The organism is Weissella paramesenteroides, assembly GCF_036327715.1.
In the GTDB taxonomy this organism is placed as follows: Bacteria; Bacillota; Bacilli; order Lactobacillales; family Lactobacillaceae; genus Weissella; species Weissella paramesenteroides.
Genome location: NZ_CP130559.1, coordinates 1001865 through 1016528 on the forward strand (window position 1 = coordinate 1001865; position 14664 = coordinate 1016528).

Sequence of the window (14664 nt, forward strand, 5' to 3'; positions counted from 1 at the left end):
TAACTAATTGCGAATTTTTTTACCCCAATATTGATATAAATCAACTTTTAATGCACCATTATACAATTTGCGCTTTTTTGTTGCTTTTTTACCAAATGCGGTTTCAAATTCTTCATCTGATGTCAAAATATATTTAGACCAAGTTGGCATATTGTTGTAGATATGTCCCATTTGACTGTACAGTTTACGAGCAGCCTCTTCATCTCCTAGACGCTCACCATAAGGCGGGTTAGCAACCAGGACACCATTAATTTTGTCAGTTGACCAATCTGCTGCAGCTAACTGTTTAAAGGTAATATCCTCACCTACTCCAGCAGCTTCGGCATTAGCTTTAGCAATCTCAATCATATTTTCATCAATATCATAACCAGTTATGTCTAATGGTTCATCAAAATTAATCATACTACGTGCTTGTGCTTTTAAGGTTTGACCAATATTTTTATCAAACCAGTCCCAATCAGTAATATCAAACTCACGATTTAAACCAGGTGCAATATTACGTCCGATTAATGCCGCTTCAATAGCAATTGTACCTGATCCAGTTGTCGGATCGACAAATGGGTTATCCGTGAACCAATGTGCTAATTTTACTAGTGCTGCAGCCATAGTTTCCTTTAAGGGAGCCCCACCTTTTTCTGTACGGTAACCACGTTTAAATAATGAATCACCCGTTGTATCTAGTGTAATCATAACGTGGTTTTTGTCGATGGCCGTCTCTAAAACATACCGTTGTCCAGTTTCTGGAAGATAACTATGAGTATGGTAAGCTTCGGATAGACGCTTGACAATTGCTTTTTTAGTAATTGCCTGTACAGTTGGAACGGAATGTAATATTGAATTTTTTGATCGTCCATTTACTGGAAAATTAGCATCATATGGAAGTAAATCTTCCCAAGGAAATGATTTTGTTTTTTCAAATAATTGATCAAAAGTTTTTGCATCAAACTCTTGAACAACTATTTTAATTCGATCAGCAACGCGCAACCATAGGTTTGTTCGATAAATATCTTCAACAGTACCATCAAAAAAAACTCGTCCGTTTTCTGTTTCTGTTGCGTACCCCATTTCTTTTAGTTCACGGGCTACTAGTGATTCCATACCAGCACCCATTGTTGCCATAAGTTTAAAGTTTTTCATGTTCCGTTCTCTTTTCAAGTTGATACTTTTCATTATAAATGAGATTAAAAATTTGGGCAAAAAGAAAACCGACGCCACAAGGACGTCGGCTGCCTGATGTATTAGCTGTAAGCCATGTTTTGTTCCAAATAAAAGTTGGCAATTTTTATTTGGTGGTAATCATCTATCTCAAACATTTCTGTTTCCCCGACCATCACTTCTTTTTGTTAGGTCAAGCGCCCCTACCAAAGTTTGGGTTGCCCGCTCGTGGGGTTTACCGCGTTCCACCCATCGCATTTCTTTGATGGTTCGTCACTGTGGCACCTTAACAGTTACTAGATCATAGACAAAGTCCTTAGATCTTTCACTGGCCGTCATTCAATTTAATTGAATGCCTAGCCTTATTTTTTCAGCTAGCGCGAACACTACTAACATCACAGTTAGTGCGAGCATGGACTTTCCTCATGCAGCATAAGCCACACGCAATTACCCACCAACACATCACGAATAACCATTATACACTTATTCAACGGATTGTGAACTACTTTCTTTCACAATAACATCTTCTACTTCTTCAGGTTTGTCATCAATTTTTTCTTGATTTCTCTTAAATTGATCCGATGAAGCACCAAATACACGGCGTTCCAAATTTGACAAGCGCTTAAGAATATCCATATTTGTATTAACAGCAGGAGCAGGCGATGCTTTCGGCGTTGACGTTGGTGCTGCTGAAATTTGTTTTGTTAACTCAGCAACTTGATCTTTTAGTTTTTGGTTTTGATTATTTAATTCATTGATATTAGTCTGAAAGGCTTGGTAGTCAGAAATAATCTCATCTAAATAAGCATCGACATCTGTTATATCGTATCCGGTACCAATACGAGTTTTTTTAAAATCCTTGTTTAGAATTTCTTCACGAGTATGTTGCACGTTTTCCATCACTTGCACTCCTTAGTTTTCTTCTTATCCTAGTTTACCAGCTTTCTTTAGAGATGACAAAATTAGTTATGTAAAAAATAATATTTATTATTCTAAATAGTCAGATTTTTCAAGTTGGTATTCATCAGCATAGTCTTGTAGGCGATCTAAATCAATTAACATGACCGGATAATTGTGGTTTGATGCATAATTTTTCATCGCTTGGTAATCAAATCGAGCACGTGAAGATTCTGCCTCCTGGTCATAAAAAATAATCGCTCTATCTGTATGGTTTAACATAAATTCTTGATAAGCTTGTAATTGTTTTGGACTTTCATAATTTGAAGCAAATACTGAACTACTAAAGTTGACAGCTTGCTTTAAAGAAGTCAATTTATCCCGTTTGCCCTCCTGCCAGTTTTTTCCAAAATCTAAAAATGGTGTCATCAAAGCAATTTGGAAGTCTGGAAAATTTGTTTGCTTTAAGCGCAATGCTTCTTCTATTGCCCACTGTTCAATGCCAAGTTGCCCACCAGTGATGAGCCAATTGCAATTATCATAAATAGCGTTAGTCAAAAGTTTATTTAGGGCAAAATTAATAATGGCTAATTTTGGATCTTTATTATTAAAAATACCTAAATCATAACTTCGAAATCCGGTTATCCAAATCCGATTCATTAAGTTTTATACACCTTTCTATAATTGACATTTTTTGACAAATCTATGGAACCTGTCACTATTGCGCTACTTTTGGTATAATAACAAAGATAAAGTTTAACTATAGGAGTTCGTCATGGCTTTTAATTATCCGAACGGACAGTCCTTTGATAACAGATCTTTCAAACAACCAAGAGTCAGTCAAGGTGGTTCGCAAAGTAATCGAGGAATGTCTTTAGAGGCTGATATCAACGCAGCGAATAACTATTACTTAGCAACTGGACAGGCAGTTATCCATAAGAAACCAACACCAATTCAAATTGTTAATGTTAGTTATCCGGCTCGTTCTGCAGCCAAAATTACAGAGGCATATTTTCGTCAAGCCTCTACAACAGATTACAATGGTATCTACAAAGGATATTATATTGACTTTGATGCAAAAGAAACAACCCATAAACGTTCGTTTCCATTAAATAATATTCATGACCATCAAGTCGAACATTTAAAATCTATTGTTACACAACACGGCTTAGCGTTTATGATAATTAGATTTTCGGTTTTAAAAGAAACTTATGTCGTGTGGGCAGATCTTATTTTTCAATATTGGGATAATAAGGAAACTGGTAGAAAGTCCATTCCATATGAAGTAGTTGTTAAATCAGGTGAGTTGATTGCACAAGGAATCAACCCTACTACTCCTTATTTAACGGCAGTGGATAAATTACTAGCACGACGTGAACAAAAAGGAGATAACTTAGTATGACAGAAGAAATGTCACGTGTTGAACGAGGACGTAACAGCACGAAAAATAACAAACGGCCAACGCAGCCGAAACCTAAAAAATCCGGCTCTAAAGTAAAGCGTGTTTTGAAATACACTTTCTGGACGCTTGTTATTTTATTTGTGGTTGGTGGATTTGCTGGTGCAGGTTTATTTGCTTATTACGCATCTTCCGCTCCTAAGGTCACGAATGCCGCACTAGTTGGAACTTCACAAACTAAATTCTTAGATAAAGATGGCAATGTATTTTATACAACTGGTTCAAAACGAGAAACGGCAAGACAGAGTGAAATTCCAAAGGAAATGCGTATGGCCGTTGTTTCAATTGAAGACCGACGTTTTTATAAGCATCATGGTGTAGATCCTCGTCGTATCTTAGGCGCAGCTTTTGCTAACGTAACCGGTTCATCTTTAGGATTACAAGGTGGTTCAACGCTAACACAACAGCTAATTAAATTAACTGTCTTTTCAACAAATGCCAGTGACCAAACGATTAAGCGTAAAGCACAAGAAGCTTGGTTGGCAATGAAATTAGAGAAGCAATATTCAAAAAACCAGATCTTAACTCTTTATATGAATAAAGTTTACATGGGTAATGGTGTGTATGGTATGAAAACTGCCGCACAATATTACTTTAACAAGGATCTGTCTCAATTGACGGTACCACAGATGGCATTACTTGCTGGTCTACCTCAATCACCTTCTGGCTACGACCCATATACTAATCCTAAAGGTGCCACTCTTCGTCGAAATAATGTATTAAAGGCAATGGCGAATAACCATGTCATTTCTCAAGCTGATGCTACAAAATATAGTAAGACATCAATCAAAGATGGTTTAACTGCTGAACACGCAGCAGTTGATTCAGAAGATAAAAATGCTAAGGTTGATGATGCCTATATTACATCTGTACGTAATAAATTGACTAGCTTAGGTTATGACTTGAACAAAGATGGTTTGGTCGTACAGACAAATCTAGATCCTGACGTTCAACAACGAGCCTACGATATTACTAATACGAATGATTATGTCTCATGGACAGATGACTTGATGCAAGTAGGTTTGACAGTTACTAATCCAAATAATGGTGAAGTTATGGCCCAAATTGGTGGTCGTAAGCAAAGTGACTTACAAGGAACAAATCGCGCAACGAACACAAACCGTTCATCAGGATCAACTGCTAAGCCACTGGTTGACTATGGACCAGCGGTTGAAAATCTAAGTTGGTCAACTAATCATACTGTTGATGATTCAGCTTATGTTTATCCTGGTACAAATACTTCTGTTTATGATGCTGACCGTGCTTATCTCGGAAAAATAACCATGCGTAAGGCTCTTGCCCTTTCACGAAACATTCCGGCTATTAAGACATTGCAGGAAGTCGGCTATGATAATTCATCTGCCTTCTTAAATAAATTGGGGATTCCAATTAAGAGTAACAAGTTAGTTGCATCAAGTGCGATTGGTATTGATGTATCAAGTGAACAAGAAGCGGCAGCATTTGCCGCCTTCGATAATGGTGGTACTTATTATAAGCCACAGTATATTTCAAAAATCACTGATCAAAGTGGTGCTGTAAAAGAATTTAAAAATTCAGGAACCACTGCAATGAAATCATCAACAGCATTTATGTTAACTAATATGATGAAGTCAGTTATTACTGATTCATATGCTAAGATTATTAACACATCAGATTATGCCCAAGCTGGTAAGACTGGTGTTACAGCTTATGATGATTCATTGAATATGCCAGATGCCTCTGCCTCAGATGCCTGGTTTACTGGTTTCACAAAAGCAGCTTCAATTTCCGTTTGGACTGGTTACGATCAACCAAACGAAACTGGACATTCGTTAGCAGCTGGTGAACAGCAGTTTACCCCTCTTCGTGTATACAAGGCGTTGATGGATTATATTATGTCAGGTAGTGGTGCTGATGGTTCAGATTGGACCATGCCAAGTACTGTAAAGAGTACAACAGTTAACGGTGTGAAAGAGTATTCAGTTGTTGGTGCCGATACTTCTTCTGAAGATACAATCAGTCAAGTTGTTAAGAGCTCTTCATCTAAATCTTCTTCATCACGTAGTTCATCTAGTTCGTCATCAAGTACTAGTTCGGAGCCATCTTCAAGTTCAAGTGTATCATCAAGTAGTAGTTCCTCATCATCAGCGTCAACATCGTCCTCTGATGAGTCAACTTCTTCTTCAGAACCACAGAACAGTAGTACTTCTGAGGAATCAAGTACGCCAAGTCAACCATCGTCAAATAATGGTAATGGCAACTCACAGTAAGATAGATTTAAAAAAATTGCATAAAGTTTAAATGACTGACTGGTCGGAAAAATTGTGGTGTTAAACCAGATTTTCCGACCAGTTTTTTGTACCCTAATGCATACGTTAAATTATAAATTTAAAACAAAAAAAAGAGCTAAGATTATTCTTAACTCAGTCGGTGATTATTTTCTATTTAAGATTATCCCAATCAGTATTTAAAATATCAACATCAGTTGGGATATCGACAATTTCATCAGCTTGCAATTGTTTATATTGACGATATTTTTGTCTTTCATTTTTGATGTCATTCAGTGAATGGTAATTCTTTTTCTGCCAAGATACAAGAATGGTTTCTATATACCGCAAATTGAGTGCTGAGTTTAACACCGCCTCTTGAACAGCAGCTTTAATAAACTTTGGATCGAAATGATCAATATCAAACCATTGCTTAATAGTTTCAATTTCTATCTGACTTAAAGGACGCCCAAACTCTTGTTCAATTAAATTGTAAATATCTGCCTGTTGCGTTTGTTGTTTATCTATATTAGGAATACCTTGATTATTAACACGTTCATCTGCGTGTCCTTCTGTTGATTTTATATTTAATAATGCTAAATATAGTGGATTAAAGTCTAATTCTGTTGTCACCTTGCCATCACTAGCATGACGACTTTTAAAGTTTACTAACCCCTTTTTACGCATGGCATCTAAATATGAAAAAACTTTTTTAGCTGACCAGCCCATTGTCTGGCTAATTAATTCAGTACTAGGTTCGAAATTTCCTTTATCGATTCCCATTTTTGTTTGAATATATACTAGTAATTCTTCATTATTCATACCAATTTCTCGGTAATGTAATAGCAAAAAATTATCTAATGTTGTATGACCATTATTTAAAAATGTTAGTAATTTATCCTGATCAATTTTCATTTTTCGGTCACCTCTTAATAAATATCAATTATAAGCATACCATAGTCGAATGTGACAATGAATACTTAACTTCAAGTACAAATTAAAGCTTTTAGAAATACAAAAACCGCCACAAACGTTGATTTATCAACGTTTGTGGCGTCTTAATAGTATTTAAAATTTTGTTCAAAGATGATGGAACTAAATATTAATTAACTTCTCCTTTAGTACAAGATCTTGAGTATGTAGTACAAGATCTTGAGTATGCCATTTAATTTGTGCAATAAACAGAATGTTTTTCAGTACTCAGAGAAACTTAGTTACCAAAATGTTTTGTATCCAGTTATTAAGATTTTTTGTTTTACGAATAATTAAGATTCACCAGCCTTGATAACCATAGATATTAACTTCGTCAAAAATAACTCATGATAATTATATTATTTAAATATATCTTTCATCTGTTTCTTGTTATAAAATAGTTTTATAATTATAGTTTATAAAAAATGTGCTATTTATATAAATAGTCGGAAAATTAACATTTTGTCTTAGACTAAAAATATTTCCAATAATTAAGAAAAAAACGACGAGTATATAGATTTAAAATTACGGGAGAATGAATTTTAATGATGATGTAACTATTACTCTAAGATTAGATTTTATAGCTAATTCGTATCAAGAATATTAGATTGATGAATATTTCAAATTAACTGATGCATTTTGATGAGCCATTAGCAATATACGTGCAATAATGATCCACGTTAAAAGCTGTTAAGGAAGTAGCATTATGGTATTTATTGGTTGGGTAATCCTTGTTTTGGGCGCATGGATATTCTGGAGAGGTATTTCTGAACGTAAATCTAAGTCTAAGTTAAAAACGACTGGTGTCATATTTGCTAGTCTGTTCATATTATTTATGGGTATAGGTTTTACGAATTACGATGCCTCTGATAACACACAAGCTGTTGAAACGGCTAAAGCACAAACTGCTAAGCAACATAAGGCTGATGCGGCTAAAGAATCATCTAAAAAAGCTGCTAAATTAGCAGCTTCTCGTTCTGAATCAAAACGGTTAGCATCTAAAAAAGCAAAGTCTGAAAAAGCAAAAGCTAAATCTGAAAAGTCTGAAAAAGCTGCTGCATCATCTAGAGCTAAATCAGAAAGTATCGCTGCATCTTCAAAGGCAGAATCTGAAAGCATAATCGCATCATCTAAATCAGAATCTGAAAGAATAGCACAAAGTACTGCCAGTTCTATAGCTGCTGCTTCTGAACAACGAGCTGCATCTGTTTCTGCAAGTATCGCACAAAGTCAGAGTGTGGCTGAATCTAACAGGCAAGCTCAAGCTACTGCACAAGTTGCAACACAAAATGATACCACTACTACAGGTACAAATAATGGAGGTGGAGTTCAAACAGGTAGTCATTGGGAAATTCAAAATGGTTACACCTGGGAAACACGCAAAGGACATAGCCATATAAAAGGACCTGGCCTACCTCTTGATCCAGGTTATCATTGGGAAGTAGCACATTAATAAGGGGCATACAAATGGGTTTTAGATATCGTAAAAGTAAAAATTTTGGACCGTTTAGAATAAATGTAAGTAAGTCTGGTGTTGGTTGGAGTGTTGGCGGAAAAGGATTCCGTTACACAAAAAAGGCAAACGGTGGAACAAGGGCTACCACATCAATCCCTGGTTCAGGAATGTCATGGGTGAAAGATAGTTCAAAACATGAAACCATACAGAGCAGATCTAAATTGCACTCTATTGAGAAAAATAATGTTTCAATAGCAACTCAGAAAAGAATTCCAACATATTTGATAATTATAATTGCGTTTATCATTATGTTTATCGGGATTTTATATTTGTAAAATGAAAAACATCCCGTTTTTTAACGAAATCTAGTGTTAATTCACTGGATTTTTTTTGTGGGAATTTGTGGGAATATTACAGTATTTCACAGTACATTAAAGAACTTTGCAGAACAAATAAAAACCGCCACAAGCGTTGATTTAACAACATTCATAGCGGTTTAATAGTATTTATATTTAGTTTATGGCCAAAGACGGTTCATAGTACGTGGGAACGGTATCGCCTCACGGATATGTTCTTCTCCAGTAATCCAAGTGACTGCACGTTCAAGTCCCAGACCAAATCCTGAGTGTGGTACAGAACCATATTTACGCAAATCTAGGTACCAAGAGTATTCATCGATATCCAACCCTTGCTCCTTGATTCGCTTTTCTAGGTAATCAAAGTCAGTATCACGTTCTGATCCACCAATGATTTCACCGTAGCCTTCAGGAGCCAATAGATCGGCAGAAATGACAACATCATCACGATCTGGGTGTCGCTTCATATAGAATGCTTTAATTTCCTTAGGGAAGTTTGTGATAAATACAGGTTTTGCAAAATGGTTTGCTAAGAATGTTTCTTCAGGAGAACCAAAATCAACGCCCCACTTCACATCAAAGTTATTTTCTTGCAATAGTTTAATTGCATCATCATAAGATACACGTGGATATGGAAGTTGTGTGTATGACTTTAATAGTTCTTTATCACGACCAAGTAGGTCTAATTCATACTCATTACGATCCAATACGGATTGAATTAGGTAGGCAATATAACGTTCTTGAATTTTTAGAGAATCTTCTTGTGTCATCCATGCCATTTCCGGTTCAATCATCCAGAATTCAGTTAGGTGACGTCGTGTTTTAGACTTTTCAGCTCTAAAAGTTGGTCCAAAGGTGAAAACACGACCAAATGCCATTGCACCTGCTTCTGCATACAATTGACCTGTCTGTGAAAGATAAGCGTCATCCTCAAAATACTCTGTATGGAACAGCTCAGTAGTTCCTTCGGGAGCAGATCCAGTTAGAAGTGGTGAATCAATCTTAATAAATCCTTCTTTATTGAAAAATTCATAGGTTGCTGCTATCAATGTATTTCGAATTCGAAGGACAGCAAATGGTTGGATGTGACGTAAATATAGATGGCGATGATCCATCAAAAAATCTGTACCATGTTCTTTAGGAGTGATTGGATAATTTTCTGAAGAACCAACAACTGTCAAATCCTTAACTTGCATCTCATATCCAAATGGTGAACGTTCATCGGCAACAATTGTTCCAATTAAGTACATGCTTGTTTCCTGTGAAAGTGCTTTTGCCTTAGCAAAAATCTCTTCACCAACCACAGACTTTACAACAACTCCTTGAAAAAAAGCAGTTCCGTCACGTAATTGCAAAAATTGCATTTTACCTGATCCACGTTTGTTCCTTAACCAAGCACCTAAACGTACTTCTTGGCCAACATAATTTTTCGCGTCTTCAATGCGAATTGTCTCCATTGTCCTGAGCTCCCTTGTTATTTGTTACTTTTATAAATGACGAATCGTTTGAACTTGTTTACCATCTGAAAATTGATAGGTAATAAAATTTAAGTTATTGTCCTTATCAACAAAAGTTAGTTGCCAAACAGGTACTTGTTTATAAAGTGCTAAACCAATACTCGTTACCTTTTTCGGATGAAATTGCTTGTTTGCTAACTTTCTAACCTGTTTTTCGGATAAACCATCCGTCATATTAATAGTTGTTAGTTTATCTGATTTTCCTTGAACAATAACGCCGACTTTCTGATGTTTTTTATTTTCGCCAACAGCACTATAATAAACTTTCTGTCTAGAAATACGATAAAATTTTGATACAGAGGTCAACTTATTTGATTGCTTTGCAATTTTTGTGACACGTTCTTTAGCAGTATCGACAGGTTTTTGTGCTTCTCCCAATATTGATACGCCAATCAAAATAATGAATAAAAACATCAGAATGCCAAGTAACCAGTGTCGAAGCCGCTTACCACGGCGTCCGTGTACCGTTGATCGCATCTCCATATTACTAAGCTCCTTTGTTGTGTATAGTTTTTGCCCACTGTAAAAATAAACCACTTATTACTTTACCAAAGTTTGGCGGCATATTAAAGATATTTATGATGTTCATCAAAGAAATTCTTCAACTCTAGAGATACCTCATAATCATTCATTTCTTTTTGCGGTAAGTTAGATGGCATCATTTTACGTAAGGTTTTGCCATAAGATTTAGTCAAAATCCTAGCATCATAAATAATGACTGCACCATAATCTGTAGGTGTCCGAATAAGTCTACCAATACCTTGTCTTAATCGCAAAACTGCTTTGGGTAAAGTACTTTGATAGAATGGTTGTTTACCTTCTGAACTGATGACAGCCTCTTCAGCCTTTTGTAGTACTGTATTTGGTCGATCAAATGGCAAACGAGCTATGATAAGCAGTCTGAGCTGATCACCAGGTAAATCAATGCCTTCCCAAAAACTAGCAGCGCCAAGTACCACAAGTCCATTTTCAGATTGCATGCGCTTCTTTATCTTCCCTCGTGTACCAGTGACCCCCTGAGCTAATAAAGTTAATGAGCTTTGTTGAAATTTTTTGTTTGATTGTATGTGGTTATAGACTTGCTGAATAGTATCTAATGAATTAAATAATACTAATGTGTTTTGGTTAACAGATGTTGTCACATCAACCAATTGTTTTGCTAAGTAATTTGAAAAATCTTTTTCTGTTGGTAAAGGTGCATTTTTCACCATAATCAAATCAGCTTGATTTTTGAAGTCAAAGATATCAGGGTAATGTCTGACTGTTGCAGTCTCTTTATCCAAATTTAAACGATCATATAAGTATCCTGATTTGGTTGATGTAAATAAAGTTGCCCCAATAACTGTGGGTGCCATGAAGTGTGGATACACTTTCTCTTTAAAGTAATTTAAAGTATGCAGTAGACCACCACTTAACTGTAAATTACTACTATCATGACTTTGGGTCTCTGTTAGCCAAAAGATACTGGCCTCTGGAAAATCAACTAAATCTTGTTGAAAAGTAGTTAATTGTTTTTCATACTGGCTAATATTATCTATCAATCGACGAAAGTCAGCTAACTGTTGCCGTTCACCTAATGAAAATGCTCCCTTTGTATCACTAAATTGTGTCAGCAATTCTTGCAAAGCATCTTCTAAGTCGGAAACTCCCTTATGGATACTTTGAACGTGGTTACTCTGATCAATCCAAAATTGTGCAAAGTCATTATTGGCTAAAGCAATTTCATAAGTTCCTTGTGTTGCAGGTGCCTTCTGATTTAATAGAAAGCGACGATACAACGAAACTTGCAATTGTGGAATTTCAACTGACAGCATTTCTAGTGCACGAAGTAATTTGTTCTTTAATTGATTTCCACCAAATATGTTTCTTAAAATATCACCAACAGCTGGTTTTGCATCTTGCAGGATAAGATTAATTGCAGTTTGCACTCGTGCTAGCCAAGTTTGTATTGGTAACTGATGACGGCTTTGGTTTAGAACAGCATCCGGTAAATTCTGAGCCTCATCAATAACTAAATACGGTTTATTCTCAGAAGTCCCTAATTCATTGGCGTATTCTGCTAAGTAACTGTGGTTGACAATTAAGAATTGGGCATTTTGTGCAAGGACATATTGCCTATCAAAAAATTCATAGCCATAAAATGGAGATCCTGCAGGATTATTTGCATTTTGAGATAACTTGGCAATGAATTTTTGTTGCGCATTCATGAGATGCAATTCATCAAAATCACCACGCATTGTTTCCGTCAGCCAAACTAAAATTTGCGCTTTAATAAATTGCAAGGATGTTGTACCTTCATCAATTTGTAAAGAACGTTTAAAGCTTTGTAAATTCAAGTACTGACGACGCCCCTTCAGACTAACTGCACGTACCTCAAATGGTAGAATGTCATGCAATACTGTATTGACGGTTTCTGTTACTTGGGTTTGCAAAGTGATCGTTGGTTCAGTAACAATCACCTTTTTTTGATTTTGATTGGCCAGGTATGCATAAGGTAGCAAAAATCCTAATGTTTTACCCATTCCTGTTGGTGCCTCAGCTACAAATGCAGATTCTCCAGGCTTTTCTGATAACGAACTACCTGAATAATGATTATTAATAGCGTTCATTAGTTTTGCTTGTTGCTCTCGATAAACTAGCTGGTTACCATACAGTTGCTGCTTAGCTGCTCGTTTTGCAGGATAAGTCATACTCTTCTTGGCAACTAATGATTCAGGATCACTAAAACGACGAATTGCCAAACCATCGATTACCTGTAACTGTTTAGGTAACGGATGTCGCTTGATTTTTGCTTTGGTAAGAACCTGTTCAAACAACGTTTTTGTGTTTTGAGGTAGAACCAATGGCAAGTCAACCAAGGATTGTAAAGTTACCATTGGTAAACTTTCAAGACGATTAAAAATTTGAATCAATAGTTCTGCAGTAGCTAGTGCATCACTATCTGCTTGATGTGGCCGCCCATGTACCAATGCCAAATATGAAGTTAAATCAACTAATCTAAACCCTGGTGCGGTTGGCCAAACGATTTGGCTCAATGTTACTGTATCAATTGCTACTAAATTAAGAGTGTTCATGCCAATCCGTTGAAATTCTGCGTTTAAAAATGGTAAATCAAAGTTGACATTGTGAGCTACAAAAATAGTCCCAGTTAGCATGGTATGAATTGATTCAGCAACCTCTTCAAATGAAGGGGCTCCTGCCACCATTTCGGCATTAATGCCTGTAAGTTGTACGACATTACGTGGAATTGATTCATGAGGATTGATGAGTGTTGAAAATTGATTAATTATTTTTTTGTTTTGTACGAACGCAATCGCAATTTGAATAATACGACCTGATTCGCTCGTTGTACGGGTTGTTTCTAGGTCGACAACCGCATAGATGTCCTTATTTAGCATCGAAACGTACCACGACTTTCTCTTAGTAATCTTATGTTGATTATAGCATATTTGCAGTGTAATATTTATCGACACTTGTATCGAATTATTTCCTGAACATATGAAATATATCTAAAAATTACTTATTCAGAATATTTTAAAATTAAAGATTAAAAAAACTTTTAAGTTTGAAATCCTAATATCTAGGATGTAATTAGTCATTGAATTTGGTATGATTAAGAAAGCTAAAATAAAAAATAGAATGGATTGGTAATTTCAAAGTGAAAAAACCAGGAATTGGCGTCAGCCATGCCAAAGTTATTTTACTTGGCGAACATGCGGTCGTTTACGGCCAGCCAGCTATTGCACTTCCTTTAACGGATTTAGCAATGACTGTAAAAATCGAATCACGTGAAGCAGGTCAGGTTGTGCTATCACAATCCTATCAAGGCCCATTGGTAGCAATGGCGGAAGTCTATGAGGGAATTCGACAACTTATCAACCGTTTATTGCAACATTTCAAATCAGATGAAATGCCCTTTACAATGACAATCACATCCAATATTCCTCAAGAACGAGGTATGGGTTCATCAGCAGCAACTGCCATCGCTATTGTTCGAGCCTTTTTTGATTTTTTCGATGAGTCATTATCTAAACAAGAACTGCAACGTTGGGCAAGTATCGAAGAAGCTATTACACATGGATCCCCTTCTGGATTAGATACTGCAACGGCAGCACATGATGAAGCTGTTTGGTTTATTAAAGGGCAACAACCTGAAAAAATTGATATGTCTTTAGATGGCACGTTAATTTTGGCCGACACAGGTATTCAAGGCCAAACGGGATTAGCCATTTCAGTTGTCCGTGAACATTTAACAAACGACCCTGAAGTTGGACAACAACATATCGATAAAATTGGGGAAATCGTCAAAGCAACCAGAGAAGCAATTGCTGAAAATAATTTAGCGAAAATAGGCCATTTTATGAATGAAGCTCAAAAGCATCTTTCTGCATTAGGCATTTCTCATCCAAAATTAGATGAATTAATTATGGCGGCACGTCATGCTGGTGCTTTGGGAGCTAAATTAACTGGTGGTGGTGTCGGTGGTACGATGATTGCAATCACAAAAGATGATGAACAAACAGCTCGAGTGATCAAGGCACTAGAAGATGCTGGCGCTCAAGAAGTTTGGACACAAAATTATACCAATGACAAATAGTTTTAGGAG

General features: G+C 36.2%; 12 protein-coding genes and 1 other RNA gene. 5 read left to right on the forward strand and 8 right to left on the reverse strand.

Annotation, left to right across the window (positions count from 1 at the left end; all coding sequences use genetic code 11):
* Nucleotides 1-3 precede the first annotated feature (3 nt).
* From QRX23_RS04885 to QRX23_RS04900, 4 genes are all read right to left on the reverse strand, one after another.
* The gene (locus QRX23_RS04885) at nt 4-1137 is read right to left on the reverse strand and encodes a THUMP domain-containing class I SAM-dependent RNA methyltransferase (protein WP_150176458.1); all 1134 of its coding nucleotides are present in this window, start codon (nt 1135-1137) and stop codon (nt 4-6) included.
* 103 nt (nt 1138-1240) lie between these two features.
* Nucleotides 1241-1614, reverse strand: an RNA gene (rnpB, locus tag QRX23_RS04890) — RNase P RNA component class B.
* Nucleotides 1615-1638: 24 nt separating this feature from the next.
* On the reverse strand, nt 1639-2055 hold the full coding sequence (gene gpsB, locus QRX23_RS04895) for a cell division regulator GpsB (RefSeq protein ID WP_330154883.1): 417 nt from the start codon (nt 2053-2055) through the stop codon (nt 1639-1641).
* Between the two features lie 87 nt (nt 2056-2142).
* Nucleotides 2143-2712 carry a DUF1273 domain-containing protein gene (locus tag QRX23_RS04900; RefSeq protein WP_150222453.1) on the reverse strand — a complete coding sequence of 190 codons (570 nt, stop codon included), beginning with the start codon at nt 2710-2712 and terminating at the stop codon, nt 2143-2145.
* Between the two features lie 115 nt (nt 2713-2827).
* Between QRX23_RS04900 and recU the strand changes: the two genes are divergently transcribed.
* Together recU and QRX23_RS04910 are read left to right on the forward strand one after the other, a co-directional pair.
* Nucleotides 2828-3454 carry a Holliday junction resolvase RecU gene (gene recU / locus QRX23_RS04905; RefSeq protein WP_131473576.1) on the forward strand — a complete coding sequence of 209 codons (627 nt, stop codon included), beginning with the start codon at nt 2828-2830 and terminating at the stop codon, nt 3452-3454.
* Nucleotides 3451-5760: a PBP1A family penicillin-binding protein gene (locus QRX23_RS04910; RefSeq protein ID WP_150222451.1), complete on the forward strand. Its 2310-nt coding sequence runs from the start codon at nt 3451-3453 to the stop codon at nt 5758-5760. The genes recU and QRX23_RS04910 overlap by 4 nt, the downstream gene beginning before the upstream one ends.
* A 171-nt stretch (nt 5761-5931) precedes the next feature.
* On the opposite strand, the gene QRX23_RS04915 is transcribed toward QRX23_RS04910, so the two are convergent.
* Complete coding sequence (locus QRX23_RS04915) at nt 5932-6672, reverse strand: DnaD domain-containing protein (protein WP_150222449.1); 741 nt, start codon at nt 6670-6672, stop codon at nt 5932-5934.
* A 763-nt stretch (nt 6673-7435) separates the two neighbouring features.
* Here QRX23_RS04915 and QRX23_RS04920 point away from each other — a divergent pair.
* Both QRX23_RS04920 and QRX23_RS04925 read left to right on the forward strand, forming a co-directional pair.
* Complete coding sequence (locus QRX23_RS04920; protein ID WP_150222446.1) at nt 7436-8182, forward strand: hypothetical protein; 747 nt, start codon at nt 7436-7438, stop codon at nt 8180-8182.
* A gap of 14 nt (nt 8183-8196) precedes the next feature.
* The gene (locus QRX23_RS04925; RefSeq protein WP_150222444.1) at nt 8197-8520 is read left to right on the forward strand and encodes a DUF4236 domain-containing protein; all 324 of its coding nucleotides are present in this window, start codon (nt 8197-8199) and stop codon (nt 8518-8520) included.
* A gap of 182 nt (nt 8521-8702) precedes the next feature.
* Here the strand turns inward: QRX23_RS04925 and asnS are convergent, their stop codons facing one another.
* The 3 genes from asnS to QRX23_RS04940 form a co-directional block, all read right to left on the reverse strand.
* Nucleotides 8703-9998: an asparagine--tRNA ligase gene (gene asnS, locus QRX23_RS04930; protein ID WP_150222442.1), complete on the reverse strand. Its 1296-nt coding sequence runs from the start codon at nt 9996-9998 to the stop codon at nt 8703-8705.
* Nucleotides 9999-10028: 30 nt separating this feature from the next.
* On the reverse strand, nt 10029-10541 hold the full coding sequence (locus tag QRX23_RS04935) for a cell wall elongation regulator TseB-like domain-containing protein (RefSeq protein WP_238698480.1): 513 nt from the start codon (nt 10539-10541) through the stop codon (nt 10029-10031).
* 83 nt (nt 10542-10624) lie between these two features.
* Nucleotides 10625-13456 carry a helicase C-terminal domain-containing protein gene (locus QRX23_RS04940; protein ID WP_330154884.1) on the reverse strand — a complete coding sequence of 944 codons (2832 nt, stop codon included), beginning with the start codon at nt 13454-13456 and terminating at the stop codon, nt 10625-10627.
* Between the two features lie 260 nt (nt 13457-13716).
* On the opposite strand from QRX23_RS04940, the gene mvk reads away from it, so the two are divergent.
* Nucleotides 13717-14655, forward strand: a complete 939-nt coding sequence (mvk, locus tag QRX23_RS04945) for a mevalonate kinase (protein WP_002827145.1) — start codon at nt 13717-13719, stop codon at nt 14653-14655.
* The last annotated feature ends 9 nt before the right edge of the window (nt 14656-14664 follow it).

Excerpts from the sequence above, each read along its gene's own strand:
- QRX23_RS04885 (WP_150176458.1), bottom strand. The coding sequence starts at position 1,137 with ATGAAAAACTTTAAACTTATGGCAACAATGGGTGCTGGTATGGAATCA.
- gpsB (WP_330154883.1), bottom strand. The coding sequence starts at position 2,055 with ATGGAAAACGTGCAACATACTCGTGAAGAAATTCTAAACAAGGATTTT.
- QRX23_RS04900 (WP_150222453.1), bottom strand. The coding sequence starts at position 2,712 with ATGAATCGGATTTGGATAACCGGATTTCGAAGTTATGATTTAGGTATT.
- recU (WP_131473576.1), top strand. The coding sequence starts at position 2,828 with ATGGCTTTTAATTATCCGAACGGACAGTCCTTTGATAACAGATCTTTC.
- QRX23_RS04910 (WP_150222451.1), top strand. The coding sequence starts at position 3,451 with ATGACAGAAGAAATGTCACGTGTTGAACGAGGACGTAACAGCACGAAA.
- QRX23_RS04915 (WP_150222449.1), bottom strand. The coding sequence starts at position 6,672 with ATGAAAATTGATCAGGATAAATTACTAACATTTTTAAATAATGGTCAT.
- QRX23_RS04920 (WP_150222446.1), top strand. The coding sequence starts at position 7,436 with ATGGTATTTATTGGTTGGGTAATCCTTGTTTTGGGCGCATGGATATTC.
- QRX23_RS04925 (WP_150222444.1), top strand. The coding sequence starts at position 8,197 with ATGGGTTTTAGATATCGTAAAAGTAAAAATTTTGGACCGTTTAGAATA.
- asnS (WP_150222442.1), bottom strand. The coding sequence starts at position 9,998 with ATGGAGACAATTCGCATTGAAGACGCGAAAAATTATGTTGGCCAAGAA.
- QRX23_RS04935 (WP_238698480.1), bottom strand. The coding sequence starts at position 10,541 with ATGGAGATGCGATCAACGGTACACGGACGCCGTGGTAAGCGGCTTCGA.
- QRX23_RS04940 (WP_330154884.1), bottom strand. The coding sequence starts at position 13,456 with ATGCTAAATAAGGACATCTATGCGGTTGTCGACCTAGAAACAACCCGT.